The organism is Pseudomonas sp. PvP028, assembly GCF_017832255.1.
Taxonomy (GTDB): Bacteria; Pseudomonadota; Gammaproteobacteria; order Pseudomonadales; family Pseudomonadaceae; genus Aquipseudomonas; species Aquipseudomonas syringae.
In genome coordinates, this window is sequence record NZ_JAFIBL010000001.1 from 2,640,031 (window position 1) to 2,654,143 (window position 14,113).

Consider the following 14,113-nt stretch of genomic DNA (forward strand, 5'->3'; position numbering starts at 1 on the left):
GACATAAGTTTTATAAAACAGTTTTCACGTTCGACGACAAAATGTTGGCGAAGAAATTCACTGTCTTTTATATGCAGGATGTGTGGAGTCGCGTGGCAGGCACTGACCGAGAGCGGGATGAAGAGGAGGGTGTCGCGAGCATCTGGCACGAGGGGTGCGTCTGAGTAATGAAAACGGCCTTGCTTGGTGAGCAAGGCCGCTGCCTTGGACTTCTCAGTGGGTACCTGACCAGTATTTCCAAGAAGTCACTTCGTGGCAGAGGTAAAGGTATAAGTATATTTACATGGGGTCAATTGCGATTATCGGCCACCTGTTCGATAATCGCACAACTGAGGGCGGGCTTCGCTCCCCTGAAAAGAGCTGAAACCTATGGTTTACAGGGCCTGAAAGGCAGTTGCATAAGGTGTTTCAATGAACGACGAACTGCGTAAATCTTTTGCCTCGTTGGCACCGCCCATCGTGGCGTCGCCCGCAAAGCGCATTCAGGCGCTGACCGGTGACCCGGATTTCATGACCTCGCTGGCGCGCGGGCTGGCCGTGATTCATGCCTTTCAGGAGCGTAAGAGACACCTGACCATTGCGCAGATCAGCCACCGCACCGAGATCCCCCGTGCGGCAGTGCGTCGTTGTCTGCACACCCTGATCAAGCTCGGTTATGCGACCACTGACGGCCGTACCTACTCGCTACTGCCCAAAGTATTGACGCTGGGCCACGCCTATTTGTCATCGACGCCACTGGCAACGTCATCGCAGCCTTATCTGGACCGTATGAGCGACCAGCTGCACGAGGCGTGCAATATGGCGACTCTGGAAGGCGACGACATTCTTTATATAGCGCGCTCTGCGACCACGCAGCGACTCATCTCGGTCGACCTTTCCGTGGGCGGTCGTCTTCCCGCGTACTGCACATCCATGGGCCGCATTCTGCTGGCCGCACTGGATGACGTGTCGCTGCATGAATACCTTGACCATGTCGATCTGCAGCCCAAGACCAGCCGCACCATTCGCACGCCGGAGGCCTTGCTCGAATGTCTGCAGCTGGTTCGGCAACAAGGCTGGTGCATTGTCGATCAGGAACTGGAGCAGGGGCTGCGTTCGATTGCCGTACCGGTCTATGATGCGTCGGGCCAGGTGCTGGCTGCGCTGAATGTCAGTACCAGCGCCGGACGTGTGGCACGCAGCGAGCTGGAACAGCGCTTTCTGCCGATCATGCTCGATGCCAGTCGCGACCTGAGTACGCAGCTGTTTACCTGACGTTGCCGTATTTTAGACGGATTGAATTCGTTCGATTACCGAACGTTTAGTCGATTATCGGATTGTTTGCCTTCTTGCTCAGGCATAACCTCATTTTCATTCCGGCGCAGGTCTTCGCGCTGATCATTGAACGTGATGTTGGGTTCGGAGCACCTCATGGCAGACATTCTTTCTCTACGCGATGCGGTGAAGCAACTGGTCAACGATGGCGACACCGTTGCGCTGGAAGGCTTCACGCATCTGATCCCCACGGCCGCTGGGCATGAAATCATCCGTCAGGGTAAAAAAGACCTGACCCTTGTGCGCATGACGCCCGATCTGATCTACGACCAGTTGATCGGTGCCGGCTGTGCGAAGCGGCTGATTTTCTCGTGGGGCGGCAACCCAGGCGTTGGCTCCTTGCACCGTTTGCGCGATGCCGTTGAAAAGCAGTGGCCGCGCGCGATGGAAATTGAAGAGCACAGCCATGCCGACCTCGCCAACGCTTATGTAGCGGGCGCGTCCGGTCTGCCGTTCGCGGTGCTGCGCGCCTACGCCGGGTCCGACCTGCCCAAGGTCAACCCGCTGATCAAGACGGTCACCTGCCCGTTCACCGGCGAAGTGTTGGCAGCGGTGCCTTCGGTACGTCCCGACGTAACCGTGATTCATGCACAGAAAGCCGACCGCAAGGGCAACGTGCTGTTGTGGGGCATTCTCGGTGCGCAGAAAGAAGCCGCACTGGCTGCGAAGCGTTGCATTGTGACGGTGGAAGAAATCGTCGATGACCTCAAGGCGCCGATGAATTCCTGCGTGCTGCCGACCTGGGCGCTGAGCGCGGTGTGCCTGGTGCCAGGCGGCGCGCATCCGTCTTATGCGCATGGCTACTACGAGCGTGACAACCCGTTCTATCAGGCCTGGGACCCGATCGCCCGAGACCGGGAGACCTTCACGGCGTGGATCGATGAATACATCCACGGCACCGCAGACTTCAGTGAATTCCAGAGCAAGCTGGCTCGCGCTTCGGAGGCCAAATAATGACTTACTCCACCAGTGAAATGATGACCGTTGCCGCAGCCCGTCGCTTGCGTAATGGTTCTGTGTGCTTCGTCGGCATCGGCCTGCCTTCGAAGGCGGCGAATCTGGCACGTCTTACCTCTGCGCCTGACGTGGTGCTGATCTACGAGTCCGGCCCGATCGGTGCCAAGCCCACGGTGTTGCCGTTGTCTATCGGCGATGGCGAGTTGGCTGAAACCGCCGACACAGTGGTCTCCACCAGTGAAATATTTCGTTACTGGCTGCAGGGCGGTCGCGTCGATGTCGGCTTTCTCGGCGCGGCGCAGGTCGACCGTTTCGGCAACATCAACACCACCGTGGTCGGCGATTATCATCATCCAAAAGTGCGTCTGCCGGGCGCCGGTGGTGCGCCGGAGATCGCCGGGTCGGCCAAGTCAGTGCTGATCATCCTCAAGCAGTCGGCGCGCTCGTTCGTCGACAAGCTGGACTTCATCACCTCGGTCGGCCATGGCGAAGGTGGCGACTCGCGCAAACGCCTGGGCCTGCCCGGTGCCGGCCCAGTGGGCATCATCACCGACCTGTGCATCATGGAGCCGGAAGCCGGCACCCACGAGTTCGTCGTGACCACGCTGCACCCTGGCGTGACCCGCGAGCAGGTGATCGCCGCAACCGGTTGGGCGATCCGCTTTGCCGACACCGTTGTTGTGTCCGAAGAGCCCACTGACGTCGAGCTGACGGCGCTGCGTGATCTGGAAGCACGAACTGCCGCGGCTCATGGTCAGGTCGCAGGAGAAGCGTGATGCGTGATGTATTTATTTGCGATGCGATTCGTACGCCCATCGGTCGCTTTGGTGGCGGGTTGTCTTCGGTGCGTGCAGACGACCTGGCGGCGGTGCCGATCAAGGCGTTGATGGAGCGCAACCCTTCGGTCAACTGGGAAGAGATCGACGAAGTGTTCCTTGGCTGCGCCAATCAGGCCGGCGAGGACAACCGCAACGTTGCGCGCATGGCCGCACTGTTGGCCGGGCTGCCGGAAAGTGTACCGGGCGTCACCCTCAATCGTTTGTGTGCTTCCGGTATGGACGCCATCGGCACCGCGTTCCGGGCCATCGCTTCCGGTGAAATCGAGCTGGCCATCGCCGGAGGCGTCGAGTCGATGTCCCGTGCCCCCTTCGTGATGGGCAAGGCCGATGCCGCGTTTTCGCGGAACATGAAGCTGGAAGACACCACCATCGGCTGGCGCTTTATCAATCCGGCGATGAAAGCACAGTACGGCGTGGACTCAATGCCCGAGACGGGCGACAACGTGGCAACCGACTTCAGGATTTCTCGAGCCGATCAGGACGCTTTCGCCCTGCGCAGCCAGCAACGCACTGCCGTTGCCCAGGCTGCGGGCTTTTTCGAGGAAGAGATCGTGCCGGTGCGAGTCGCGCACAAAAAGGGCGAGACCCTTGTCGACAAGGATGAGCATCCGCGTGGCGATACCAGTCTGGAAACCCTGAGCAAACTCAAGCCGGTCAATGGCCCGGACCGCACGGTGACTGCCGGTAATGCGTCCGGAGTCAACGACGGCGCTGCTGCGCTGATTCTGGCGTCGGCCGAAGCAGTCAAAAAGCATGGCCTGACGCCCCGCGCCCGCGTGCTCGGCATGGCCAGCGCCGCGGTTGCACCTCGGGTGATGGGCATTGGCCCGGTGCCAGCGGTGCGTAAACTGGTCGAGCGGCTGGGCCTGGCGGTGACCGATTTCGATGTCATCGAACTCAATGAAGCGTTTGCCAGCCAGGGGATTGCGGTGCTGCGCGAACTGGGTCTGGCGGATGATGCGCCGCAGGTCAATCCCAACGGCGGGGCAATTGCCCTCGGTCATCCGCTGGGCATGAGCGGCGCGCGGCTGGTGCTGACGGCACTGCATCATCTGGAGAAAACCGGCGGGCGCAGAGGCCTGGCAACCATGTGCGTCGGCGTCGGGCAGGGGCTTGCTCTGGCCATCGAGCGGTAAACCCTCTCGCTTCAACCTGTTGTCCAGCAACCCGGATCGTTTGTCAGCCTCCACGAAAAGGCAGGCCGATGATCCGGGTTGTTGTTCGTCTGGACGCCCGGATTCTCAACGATCCCGCTATTCCAGTCGGCTGAATTGGTTTGACTGATTGTGCTCGATTAAAGACGGTGTTACAGATTGTTTCTTATGGACAGTTCTGCTTGGGGAAAATAATGACTACAACATCAAAAGCACCGCATTACACCGGCGAGGAGCGAAGCAAAAGAATTTTCGCCATTGTCGGCGCCTCATCCGGCAACCTGGTCGAATGGTTCGACTTTTATATCTACGCCTTCTGCGCGATTTATTTCGCACCGGCTTTCTTCCCTTCCGATGACCCGACCGTTCAGTTGCTCAACACCGCGGGTGTGTTTGCCGCTGGCTTTCTGATGCGTCCGATTGGCGGCTGGCTGTTTGGTCGTGTTGCAGACAAACATGGCCGCAAGAACTCCATGCTGATTTCGGTCACCATGATGTGTGCCGGATCATTGATCATCGCCTGCCTGCCGACCTATGCCTCGATTGGCGCCTGGGCGCCGGCCTTGCTGTTGATGGCGCGCCTGCTGCAAGGCCTGTCGGTGGGTGGCGAGTACGGCACCACGGCCACTTATATGAGTGAAGTGGCGCTGCGCGGCCAGCGCGGCTTTTATGCTTCGTTTCAGTACGTCACCCTGATCGGCGGGCAATTGCTGGCGGTGTTGACGGTGGTCATCCTCCAGCAATTCCTGACCACCGAAGAACTGCGTGACTACGGCTGGCGTATCCCCTTCGTGATCGGTGCTGGCGCTGCGGTCATCGCCTTGCTGTTGCGTCGCACCCTCAATGAAACCACCACGGCCGAAAGCCGGCAGGACAAGGACGCGGGCAGTATTGCGGCACTGTTCAAGCATCATGCGGCTGCCTTCATCACAGTGCTGGGCTACACCGCCGGTGGCTCGCTGATTTTCTATACCTTCACGACCTACATGCAGAAATACCTGGTCAACACCGGGGGCATGGAAGCCAAGACCGCCAGCTACATCATGACCGGTGCGCTGTTTCTGTACATGTGCATGCAGCCGTTCTTCGGCATGCTCGCGGACCGCATTGGCCGTCGCAATTCGATGCTCCTGTTCGGCGCGCTGGGTACGCTGTTCACAGTGCCGATCCTGATGACGCTCAAGACCACCACCAACCCGTTTATTGCCTTTGTGCTGATTACCCTGGCGCTGGCGATCGTCAGCTTCTACACCTCGATCAGCGGGCTGGTCAAAGCCGAGATGTTTCCGCCTCAGGTTCGTGCGCTGGGCGTGGGTCTGGCGTACGCGGTGGCCAACGCAATGTTCGGCGGCTCGGCTGAGTGGGTTGCACTGAAACTCAAGAGTGCCGGAATGGAAAACAGCTTTTACTGGTACGTGACGGCCATGATGGCGGTAGCGTTCCTGTTCAGTCTGCGTTTGCCCAAAGAGCCTAAGTACCTGCATCAGGATCATTGATCGCAGGTGTGTGCCGGCCACAAAAAAACCACCTGATCAGGTGGTTTTTTTGTCTGCCGCTGTCAATCAGAACAGCTGAACCGAAGGCTTCTCCTTGGAGATGGTTTCGGTCTGTCCGGTTCTTTCATACCAGCCGCCGCCGAGGGCCTTGTACAGGTTGACCTCGCTGGTCAGCTGCGACAGGCGATCGGTGATCAGCGTTTGTTGCGCACTGAACAGCGAGCGCTGGGCGTCGAGGAAGGTCAGGTTGCTGTCGATGCCGATCCGGTAACGACGCTCGGCCAGACGGTAGTAATCCTGGTTGGCCGCGACGAAGTCACGTTGCGCCTGGAGCTGCTCGTCATAGGTCTTGCGCGAAGCCAGACCGTCGGACACTTCCTGGAAGGCGGTCTGAATCGCCTTCTCGTAGTTGGCGACGCTGATTTCCTTCTGGATTTTCGAGTAGTCCAGGCTGGCGCGCAGGTTGCCGGCGTTGAAGATCGGGATGTTGATGCTTGGCTGGAACAGCCACGCGCCCGATCCGCCCTTGAACAGGCCGGACAGCTCGCTGCTGCTGGTCCCGGCACTGGCCGTCAGGCTGATGCTCGGGAAGAACGCTGCACGTGCCGCGCCGATGTTGGCGTTGGCCGCCTTGAGCGAGTGCTCGGCCTCGAGAATGTCCGGACGACGCTGCAGCAGGTCGGACGGCAGGCCTGCCGGCATTTCGGTCAGCATGTCGGAATCTAGCAAGTGGCTGGCAGGCAGGTTGTCAGGCAGGCTGGTGCCGAGCAGCAGCACCAGACTGTTCTGGTCCTGGGCAACCAGGCGCTGGTACTGGGCCAGTTTGGCGCGCGCGCTTTCGACGGCGGTGCGCGACTGGCTCAGGTCCAGTGCCGAAGACACGCCGACTTCGCTGGCGCGCGAGGTCAGACGGAAGCTTTCTTCGTAGGTCTTCAGGGTGTCCTGCGTCAGCTTGAGCAGTTCCTTGTCGGCCTGCCAGGTCATGTAGGCATTGGCGACGCTGGCCACCAGACTGATCTGGGTGCTGCGACGTGCTTCCTCGCTGGCGAAGTAGGTCTCCAGCGCCTGCTCGCTGAGGCTGCGTACCCGGCCGAAGAGGTCCAGTTCGTAAGAGCTGACACCCAGGGTGGCCGAGTAGCTGCTGGTGATGCCGGGCTGACCGGTTTGCGACTGGTCACCTGGCACGCGCTGACGTGAGCCGCTACCCGTGGCCGAAACGGCAGGGAACAGGTCCGAGCGCTGGATACGGTACTGGGCGCGGTAGGCGTCGATGTTCAGCGCCGCAACCCGAAGGTCACGGTTGTTGAGCAGTGCAGTCTGAATCAGCTGTTGCAGCGCCGGGTCATTGAAGAAGTGCCGCCAGCCTTGTTCCGCGGCGGCCATTTTGGCGCCTTCGACCGGCGAGTACGCCGGCCCTTGCGGATATTGTGCCGCGACCGGTGCTTCCGGCTGTTTGTAATCGGGGATCAAAGAGCAGCCGCCGAGAATGAACGCGGTAACTGCAAGTGAGATCAATGACTTGCTCATTGGCCAGCCTCATCGTGTGAAATATGTTTCTGCTTGCTCTTGAAGAGCCCTGAAACCGTTACGAAGAACAGGGGCACCCAGAAGATCGCCAGAATAACTGCGGTGATCATACCGCCAATTACGCCAGTACCGATCGAATGCTGACTGCCCGAACCTGCGCCCGTGGAAATCGCCAACGGTACGACGCCGAGGATGAAGGCCATGGAAGTCATGATGATCGGGCGCAGACGCATGCGGCAGGCCTCGATCGCCGCGTCCACCAGGCTCTTGCCCTGTTCGTGAAGCTCTTTGGCGAACTCGACGATCAGAATGGCGTTTTTCGCCGCCAGACCCACCGTCACCAACAGGCCTACCTGGAAGAACACGTCGTTGGACAGACCGCGCAGGCTGGTTGCCATCAATGCACCGATAACCCCCAGTGGCACCACGAGGATGACCGCGATCGGAATCGACCAGCTTTCATACAGCGCCGCCAGACAGAGGAACACGACCAGCAACGACAAGGCATACAGGGCAGGGGCCTGCGAACCGGAAAGACGTTCCTCGTAAGACAGACCGGTCCACGAGATGCCGATGCCCTGCGGCAGCTTCTTGGCCAGCGCCTCGACTTCGTTCATCGCGTCGCCGCTGCTGTAACCAGGGGCTGGAGTACCGAGCACTTCCTCTGCCGCCACGCCGTTGTAGCGTGACAGTTTCGGCGAGCCGTAGGACCATTTGCCGCTGGCGAAGGCCGAGAACGGCACCATCTCACCCGCGCTGTTGCGCACGTACCATTTCTTCAGGTCTTCAGGCGTCATACGCGCACCTGCATCGCCCTGGATGTACACCTTCTTCACACGGCCACGGTCGATGAAGTCGTTGACGTAGCTGCCACCCAACGCGATGGACAGTGTGTTGTTGATGTCCGACAGGGTGATACCCAAAGCGCTGGCGCGCTCGTCGTCGATGATCAACTGGTACTGCGGTTCGTCGTTCAGCCCGTTGGGACGCACACCCGCCAGAATCTTGCTCTGTGCGGCCATACCGAGGAACTGGTTACGCGCTTCCATCAGCTTGTCGTGACCCACGCCGCCTTGATCCTGCAAGTAAACATCGAAGCCGGTGGCGTTACCCAGTTCAAGTACCGAAGGCGGGACGACCGCAAACACCATCGCGTCGCGCAGGCTGAAGAAATAGCCCTGAGCCCGCTTGGCCAGTTCGAAGACGCTGTTGTTGGAATCACGCTCCTCCCACGGCTTGAGCATCACGAACGCAATCGCCGAGCTTTGACCGCGGCCTGCGAAGTTGAAGCCGTTTACCGAGAACACCGACTTCACTGCGCCGCTTTCCTTGGTCAGCAGGTACTCACGCATCTGATCGATGACTTCCTGCGTACGCTCGGTCGAGGAGCCGGCCGGTGTCTGGATCTGGGCGAAGATAACGCCCTGGTCTTCATCCGGCAGGAACGCAGCCGGAATACGCATGAACATGAACACCATGCCCGCGCAGATCAGTATGTAACCCAGGTACGCAGGCCACTTGTGCTTGAGCATGTTGCCGACGCCGCGCTCGTAACTCAGAACGCTACGGTCGAAGGTACGGTTGAACCAGCCGAAGAAACCACGTTTCGGTTGCCCGTGCTTCTCGTGATCGATGGGCTTGAGCATGGTGGCGCACAGCGCCGGGGTGAAGATCAGCGCAACCACGACCGACAGGGCCATGGCCGAGACGATGGTGATCGAGAACTGCTTGTAGATCACCCCGGTGGAGCCACCGAAAAACGCCATTGGCAACAGAACCGCCGACAGCACCAGGGCAATACCGACCAGTGCGCCCTGAATCTGTGTCATGGATTTGATCGTGGCGTCGCGCGGGGAGAGCTTTTCCTCCTCCATGACCCGCTCGACGTTTTCCACCACCACAATCGCATCGTCCACCAGCAAGCCGATGGCCAGCACCATACCGAACATGGTCAGGGTGTTGATGGTGAAACCGAAAGCCGCGAGGATGCCGAACGTACCCAGCAAGACCACCGGAACCGTCATCGTGGTGATGATGGTTGCGCGGAAGTTCTGCAGGAACAGGTACATCACCAGGAACACCAGCACGATCGCTTCGATCAGGGTGTGCACCACGCCGTTGATCGATTCGCTCACCACCGGTGTGGTGTCATACGGGTACACGACTTTCATGCCAGGCGGGAAGAATGGCTCCAGCGACGAAACGGTCGCGCGGATGGCCTTGGCGGTGTCCAGTGCGTTGGCGCCGGTGGCGAGCTTGATCGCCAGACCGGAAGCCGGTTTGCCGTCGAACTGCGAATCGGTGCTGTAGTTCTCTGCGCCCAGGCCGACTGTAGCGACGTCTTTCAGGCGAACCTGTGAGCCGTCGGTGTTGACCTTGAGGAAGATATTGCCGAACTGCTCGGCGGTCTGCAGACGCGTCTTGCCGATGATCGTAGCGTTCAACTGCTGGCCGCTGATCGATGGCAGGCCGCCCAACTGGCCGGACGACACCTGAACGTTCTGCGCGGTGATCGCGTTTTTCACGTCTACCGGGGTCAGCTGGAAGTTGTTCAGCTTGGCCGGGTCCAGCCAGATACGCATGGCGTACTGCGAACCGAACACCTGGAAGTCACCCACACCGGAGGTCCGGGAGATCGGGTCCTGCATGTTCGACACAATGTAGTTGGCCAGGTCTTCCTTGCCCATGCTGCCGTCTTCCGACACCAGACCGATCACCATCAGGAAGTTCTTCACTGCCTTGGTGACGCGGATACCCTGTTGCTGCACTTCCTGCGGCAGCAGCGGGGTCGCGAGGTTGAGCTTGTTCTGCACCTGGACCTGCGCCGTATCCGGGTTGGTGCCCTGATTGAAGGTCGCCGTGATGGTCATGCTGCCGTCGGAGTTACTTTCCGAGCTGACATAACGCAGGTTATCGATACCGTTGAGCTGTTGCTCGATCACCTGGACCACAGTGTCCTGCACCGTCTGGGCAGACGCGCCCGGATAGGTGACCTGGATACCGATGGCGGGCGGTGCGATGCTCGGGTACTGGTTGATCGGCAGGCTGGAAATCGACAGCGCACCGACCAGCATGATCACGAGGGCAATAACCCAGGCAAAAATGGGTCGATCAATAAAAAATTTCGACATGGGTTACTCCCCTTTGCTGCCTGCGGCTTTATCAGTGGCCGGGGCAGGTGCCGGGTTTGCTCCTTTGACGTTGGTCGCTTCGGCGACTTTCACTTCGGCGCCTGGTTTGACGTACTGCAAGCCTTCGGTGATGACGCGATCACCTTCTTTCAGGCCGTCTTCGATCAGCCAGTCGCTGCCCACGGTGCGATTGGCCACCAGCGTGCGCATTTCAACCTTGTTGTCCTGGTTGACTACCATGGCGGTCGGCGTGCCTTTCAGGTCACGGGTTACGCCTTGCTGCGGTGCCAGGATGGCCTTCGAATTGACGCCAGCCTGCAATTGAGCATGAACGAACATGCCCGGCAGCAGACGGTGTTCAGGGTTCGGGAACACCGCACGCAGGGTTACGGAGCCGGTGGTCTGGTCAACCGATACCTCGGAGAATTCCAGTTTGCCTTCCTGGGCGTAGACGCTGTTGTCTTCCAGGGTCAGCTTGACCTTGGCCGCGTTGTCACCGGCTTTCTGCAGCTTGCCGCTATCCAGGTCGCTGCGCAGCTTGAGCATGTCGGCAGATGACTGCACCACGTCGACATAGATCGGATCGAGTTGCTGGATGGTTGCCATCGCGTCGGTCTGCGCGCTGCTCACCAGTGCGCCTTCAGTCACCGCAGAGCGACCGATACGACCGGAAATAGGAGCCAGCACCTTGGTGTAGCGCAGGTTGATCTGGGCGGTCTGCAGGGTTGCCTGAGCTTCCTGGGTGGATGCCAGCGCCGTGTCGTACTCCTGACGGCTCACTGCCTGCTCGCTGACCAGTTGCTTGTAGCGATCGGACATCGACTTGGCGGACTGCAGGGTGGCCTTGGCGCTGTTGGCGTTGGCTTCATAGACAGCCGGATCGATCTGGTAGAGCTGCTGACCGGCTTTGACATCGCCACCTTCGGTGAACAGACGCTTGAGAATGATGCCGTTGACCTGAGGGCGAACCTCGGCAACGCGGAATGCGGTGGTTCGGCCCGGCAGCTCGGTGGTCAGGGTATACGGCTGTGCTTTGATGGTAACGACGCCTACCTGAGGGGTTTGCGCAGGCGGGGCGGCCTGTTCCTTCTTGCTACAGCCACTGAGCAGGGTTGCCAGGGCGATGGCAGTGACCAGAACGGTAACAGCTGGCTTGAATTGCATGAAGATCCTCGGGGCAGGAGCCTGTTTTCTCAACAGTACGTTGAAGTGTTAAAAAATATTTCGGCTAGATAAGTAGCATGCTAAGGAATATACTTACATTCGCGGTTGTTTGTAAACACCTGCCGTGCGCATTCGGCCAGTATTCAGGGAGCCGGGAGCCAATTCGGGACAAGGCGAGACAAATGCCGCCCGGTCATATCTCGAGGCATGACGCAAGACGCATGCCTGAGGTGAATCTTTTGAGGTCTTATTGCCATGGTTCGTCGCACCAAAGAGGAAGCTCAGATCACTCGCAGCCAGATTCTGGAGGCTGCCGAGCAGGCTTTTTATGAGCGAGGCGTCGCCCGCACGACGCTGGCCGACATTGCCACCCTTGCCGGTGTGACGCGAGGCGCCATCTATTGGCACTTCAACAATAAGGCCGATCTGGTGCAGGCCATGCTCGACAGCCTTCAGGAGCCTCTTGACGAAATGGCCGAGGCCAGCCAGAGCGAGGACGAGGAAGACCCGCTGGGCTGCATGAGAAATCTGTTGATTCACCTGTTTCATGAACTCGCACTGGACCCGAAAACCCGTCGCATCAATGAAATCCTCTTTCACAAGTGCGAGTTTACCGACGAGATGTGTGATTTCCGTCGTCAGCGTCAGGACAACGCCATACAGTGCCACGACCGTATCACCCTGGGGCTGAACAACGCCGTACGCCAGGGGCAATTACCCAAAGGGCTGGACACCGCCCGGGCTGCCGTGGCGCTGTTTGCCTACGTCAACGGCATCATTTACCAATGGCTGCTGGTTCCGGACAGCTTCTCGCTGCCCGCAGAGGCCGAGCAACTGGTCGACGTGTGCCTGGACATGCTGCGTTTCAGCCCGACGTTGCTGATCGACAGCAACCGCTCGACAGTTGGCGCCTGACAGAACGTGAGCGGCGGCGGCACCCGCCGGTTCCGCCTGCCAGCGATGCTGTGCAGAGCCTAACTCCAATCCGTGCCTCTTATATAGTGTGTTTACCGATCGTTTACCTGTATTTACCGATTGCGCTCGCCGTGCAGGCATCAGCGAGCGTTGATCTGACAAGATATTGTAGGAAGCAAGTAGGACATTTCCTGATACATGTAGCTGATTTCCCAAAGTAAATTCCGAGTATTGCTCCGCAGGAAAACTCCCTTCACTCTTCGCCTCCTGAAAGATCAGAAGAGAGGAAGGTTGCATGTTTTTGCCGAATCTTGCGCCTATGTGCCCTGAAATCATCACCAGTTACGCTGATGTCTACTCGGGCAGGCAGGGCCATGGCTACCCAATGAGCGGGGACATCTCTGGCGTGACCGATACCTGCGAAGGGCATGCAGGTACGCGCAAAAACCTGACCCCGGCGACTGATGGGAGGGCAGGGCATGTCGGACACTGCAACTGACGCTGTGGGGTTATTGGCCAGGATCACGCAACAATCTGAACGTGTGGCCATGGATTCAGTATTGGGCACACCGGTCATACGATTGGGGTTGATCACCACGCTGTATTTTCGCAATGGCCACACTGTGGAGATGAAGCGTCGCGTCGAAGCCTGCTTTTTGCGCTTTTACGAAGCGTTCAAAACCAGACTCAAATGGCAGCTCTTCAAACGCATGCGTCGCCTGAGCGGCTCCGGGTTCGCTTCGACCCGGCGCCAGATTGTCGAGAGCCCGCCTGACGAGCAGTTCATCTGGTCTATCGCCAGCGCCACTCAGGCTGAAGTCGCCACCTACAGCCTGTTCGTGATGAACACTTCAGAGGGCCAGGCCGACAACGATCGATCATGTCTGAAAATGGTTCTGCCCTGGTCATATCTGACCGAGCCCGACGGCTTGAAACAGTACGAGGAGTGGATCAGGTACCTCAGCAGCGAACTGCAGGCCGAGCACGGCTTTGGTGGTCTTGCCTGCGTTTTGCCGTGCGACGGCCATCAGTATTTGCCCCGGGAATTTCGGCTTGCTCAGGATTTTAGCGGGCTGATGGTCGATCCCGGCCCGCACATTGAAAGCCTGCGTCTGCTGGACCGCATAAAGGGCGTCAGTTGGTACACCGTGCTTGGCGATGCGTTCGTCAGGCAACTGGGAGGCAGCGACAAAATGCGCGGCGAGATGAGCGCTCACAGCGAGATCGTGTTCCACACCTATCGCAATGGCTTGATCATCCGCGCCGGTGAGGTGCCCGAGCTGGGCGGGAGAGGGCTGCCGCCGCCGCAGTCTTATGTGACGGTCAACAGGATGATCAAGCCGATTCGCCTGCAGGACACCGGCAATCTTCATCCCTACCTGGTTCCAGGGATTGGCTTTACCGATGAAACTACCGCGCAGTGGTATGCGCGATTCGACGAAAAGCCGCTGCCGCCGGTCAATGCCGGGCAAGCCTGCCCTCGCTCAGGCAGCTGGTTCAGCAGTGCACAGTCCGGCTCGCGTCGACACTTCGACGAAGGTGAACTCATGCCTGCGTTTGCCCATATAAAGAGCAAGAAAACGCAATGGTTTTGGGCCGGGATGCATTCCTGAAAC

At 59.2% G+C, this 14,113-nt stretch carries 11 protein-coding genes; 8 read left to right on the plus strand and 3 right to left on the minus strand.

What is annotated here, in order from left to right; genetic code table 11:
• The first annotated feature begins 411 nt into the window (after window positions 1-411).
• The 5 genes from pcaR to JOE34_RS11830 all read left to right on the plus strand — a co-directional run bounded on the left by pcaR (window position 412) and on the right by JOE34_RS11830 (window position 5,760).
• On the plus strand, window positions 412-1,254 hold the full coding sequence (gene pcaR / locus JOE34_RS11810; protein ID WP_003363842.1) for a pca regulon transcriptional regulator PcaR: 843 nt from the start codon (window positions 412-414) through the stop codon (window positions 1,252-1,254).
• A 156-nt stretch (window positions 1,255-1,410) separates the two neighbouring features.
• A complete protein-coding gene (locus JOE34_RS11815; protein ID WP_003395944.1) occupies window positions 1,411-2,268 on the plus strand; it encodes a CoA transferase subunit A in 858 nt (285 codons plus the stop codon).
• Entirely contained in the window at window positions 2,265-3,047 is a 783-nt protein-coding gene (locus JOE34_RS11820; protein WP_170846028.1) for a CoA-transferase subunit beta, read from the plus strand. Before JOE34_RS11815 ends, JOE34_RS11820 begins: the two co-directional genes overlap by 4 nt.
• Complete coding sequence (pcaF, locus tag JOE34_RS11825) at window positions 3,047-4,246, plus strand: 3-oxoadipyl-CoA thiolase (RefSeq protein ID WP_004416333.1); 1,200 nt, start codon at window positions 3,047-3,049, stop codon at window positions 4,244-4,246. Before JOE34_RS11820 ends, pcaF begins: the two co-directional genes overlap by 1 nt.
• Window positions 4,247-4,458: 212 nt before the next feature.
• Window positions 4,459-5,760 (plus strand): MFS family transporter, encoded by a 1,302-nt coding sequence (locus tag JOE34_RS11830; protein WP_003425192.1) that lies wholly within the window; start codon window positions 4,459-4,461, stop codon window positions 5,758-5,760.
• Between the two features lie 66 nt (window positions 5,761-5,826).
• Here the strand turns inward: JOE34_RS11830 and JOE34_RS11835 are convergent, their stop codons facing one another.
• The 3 genes from JOE34_RS11835 to JOE34_RS11845 are packed head-to-tail and all read right to left on the minus strand — an operon-like array spanning window position 5,827 to window position 11,582.
• On the minus strand, window positions 5,827-7,287 hold the full coding sequence (locus tag JOE34_RS11835) for an AdeC/AdeK/OprM family multidrug efflux complex outer membrane factor (protein ID WP_010424048.1): 1,461 nt from the start codon (window positions 7,285-7,287) through the stop codon (window positions 5,827-5,829).
• Complete coding sequence (locus JOE34_RS11840) at window positions 7,284-10,418, minus strand: efflux RND transporter permease subunit (protein ID WP_010424049.1); 3,135 nt, start codon at window positions 10,416-10,418, stop codon at window positions 7,284-7,286. The genes JOE34_RS11835 and JOE34_RS11840 overlap by 4 nt, the downstream gene beginning before the upstream one ends.
• Window positions 10,419-10,421: 3 nt before the next feature.
• On the minus strand, window positions 10,422-11,582 hold the full coding sequence (locus JOE34_RS11845) for an efflux RND transporter periplasmic adaptor subunit (RefSeq protein WP_004389713.1): 1,161 nt from the start codon (window positions 11,580-11,582) through the stop codon (window positions 10,422-10,424).
• Between the two features lie 255 nt (window positions 11,583-11,837).
• Between JOE34_RS11845 and JOE34_RS11850 the strand changes: the two genes are divergently transcribed.
• The 3 genes from JOE34_RS11850 (at window position 11,838) to JOE34_RS11860 (ending at window position 14,110) form a co-directional block, all read left to right on the plus strand.
• The gene (locus JOE34_RS11850) at window positions 11,838-12,497 is read left to right on the plus strand and encodes a TetR family transcriptional regulator (RefSeq protein ID WP_003395927.1); all 660 of its coding nucleotides are present in this window, start codon (window positions 11,838-11,840) and stop codon (window positions 12,495-12,497) included.
• A 295-nt stretch (window positions 12,498-12,792) separates the two neighbouring features.
• Window positions 12,793-12,996 (plus strand): hypothetical protein, encoded by a 204-nt coding sequence (locus JOE34_RS11855; RefSeq protein WP_080268406.1) that lies wholly within the window; start codon window positions 12,793-12,795, stop codon window positions 12,994-12,996.
• Window positions 12,977-14,110: a DUF3396 domain-containing protein gene (locus JOE34_RS11860; protein ID WP_024665790.1), complete on the plus strand. Its 1,134-nt coding sequence runs from the start codon at window positions 12,977-12,979 to the stop codon at window positions 14,108-14,110. Before JOE34_RS11855 ends, JOE34_RS11860 begins: the two co-directional genes overlap by 20 nt.
• Window positions 14,111-14,113: the final 3 nt, after the last annotated feature.

Excerpts from the sequence above, each read along its gene's own strand:
- pcaR (WP_003363842.1), top strand. The coding sequence starts at position 412 with ATGAACGACGAACTGCGTAAATCTTTTGCCTCGTTGGCACCGCCCATC.
- JOE34_RS11815 (WP_003395944.1), top strand. The coding sequence starts at position 1,411 with ATGGCAGACATTCTTTCTCTACGCGATGCGGTGAAGCAACTGGTCAAC.
- pcaF (WP_004416333.1), top strand. The coding sequence starts at position 3,047 with ATGCGTGATGTATTTATTTGCGATGCGATTCGTACGCCCATCGGTCGC.
- JOE34_RS11830 (WP_003425192.1), top strand. The coding sequence starts at position 4,459 with ATGACTACAACATCAAAAGCACCGCATTACACCGGCGAGGAGCGAAGC.
- JOE34_RS11835 (WP_010424048.1), bottom strand. The coding sequence starts at position 7,287 with ATGAGCAAGTCATTGATCTCACTTGCAGTTACCGCGTTCATTCTCGGC.
- JOE34_RS11840 (WP_010424049.1), bottom strand. The coding sequence starts at position 10,418 with ATGTCGAAATTTTTTATTGATCGACCCATTTTTGCCTGGGTTATTGCC.
- JOE34_RS11845 (WP_004389713.1), bottom strand. The coding sequence starts at position 11,582 with ATGCAATTCAAGCCAGCTGTTACCGTTCTGGTCACTGCCATCGCCCTG.
- JOE34_RS11850 (WP_003395927.1), top strand. The coding sequence starts at position 11,838 with ATGGTTCGTCGCACCAAAGAGGAAGCTCAGATCACTCGCAGCCAGATT.
- JOE34_RS11855 (WP_080268406.1), top strand. The coding sequence starts at position 12,793 with ATGTTTTTGCCGAATCTTGCGCCTATGTGCCCTGAAATCATCACCAGT.
- JOE34_RS11860 (WP_024665790.1), top strand. The coding sequence starts at position 12,977 with ATGTCGGACACTGCAACTGACGCTGTGGGGTTATTGGCCAGGATCACG.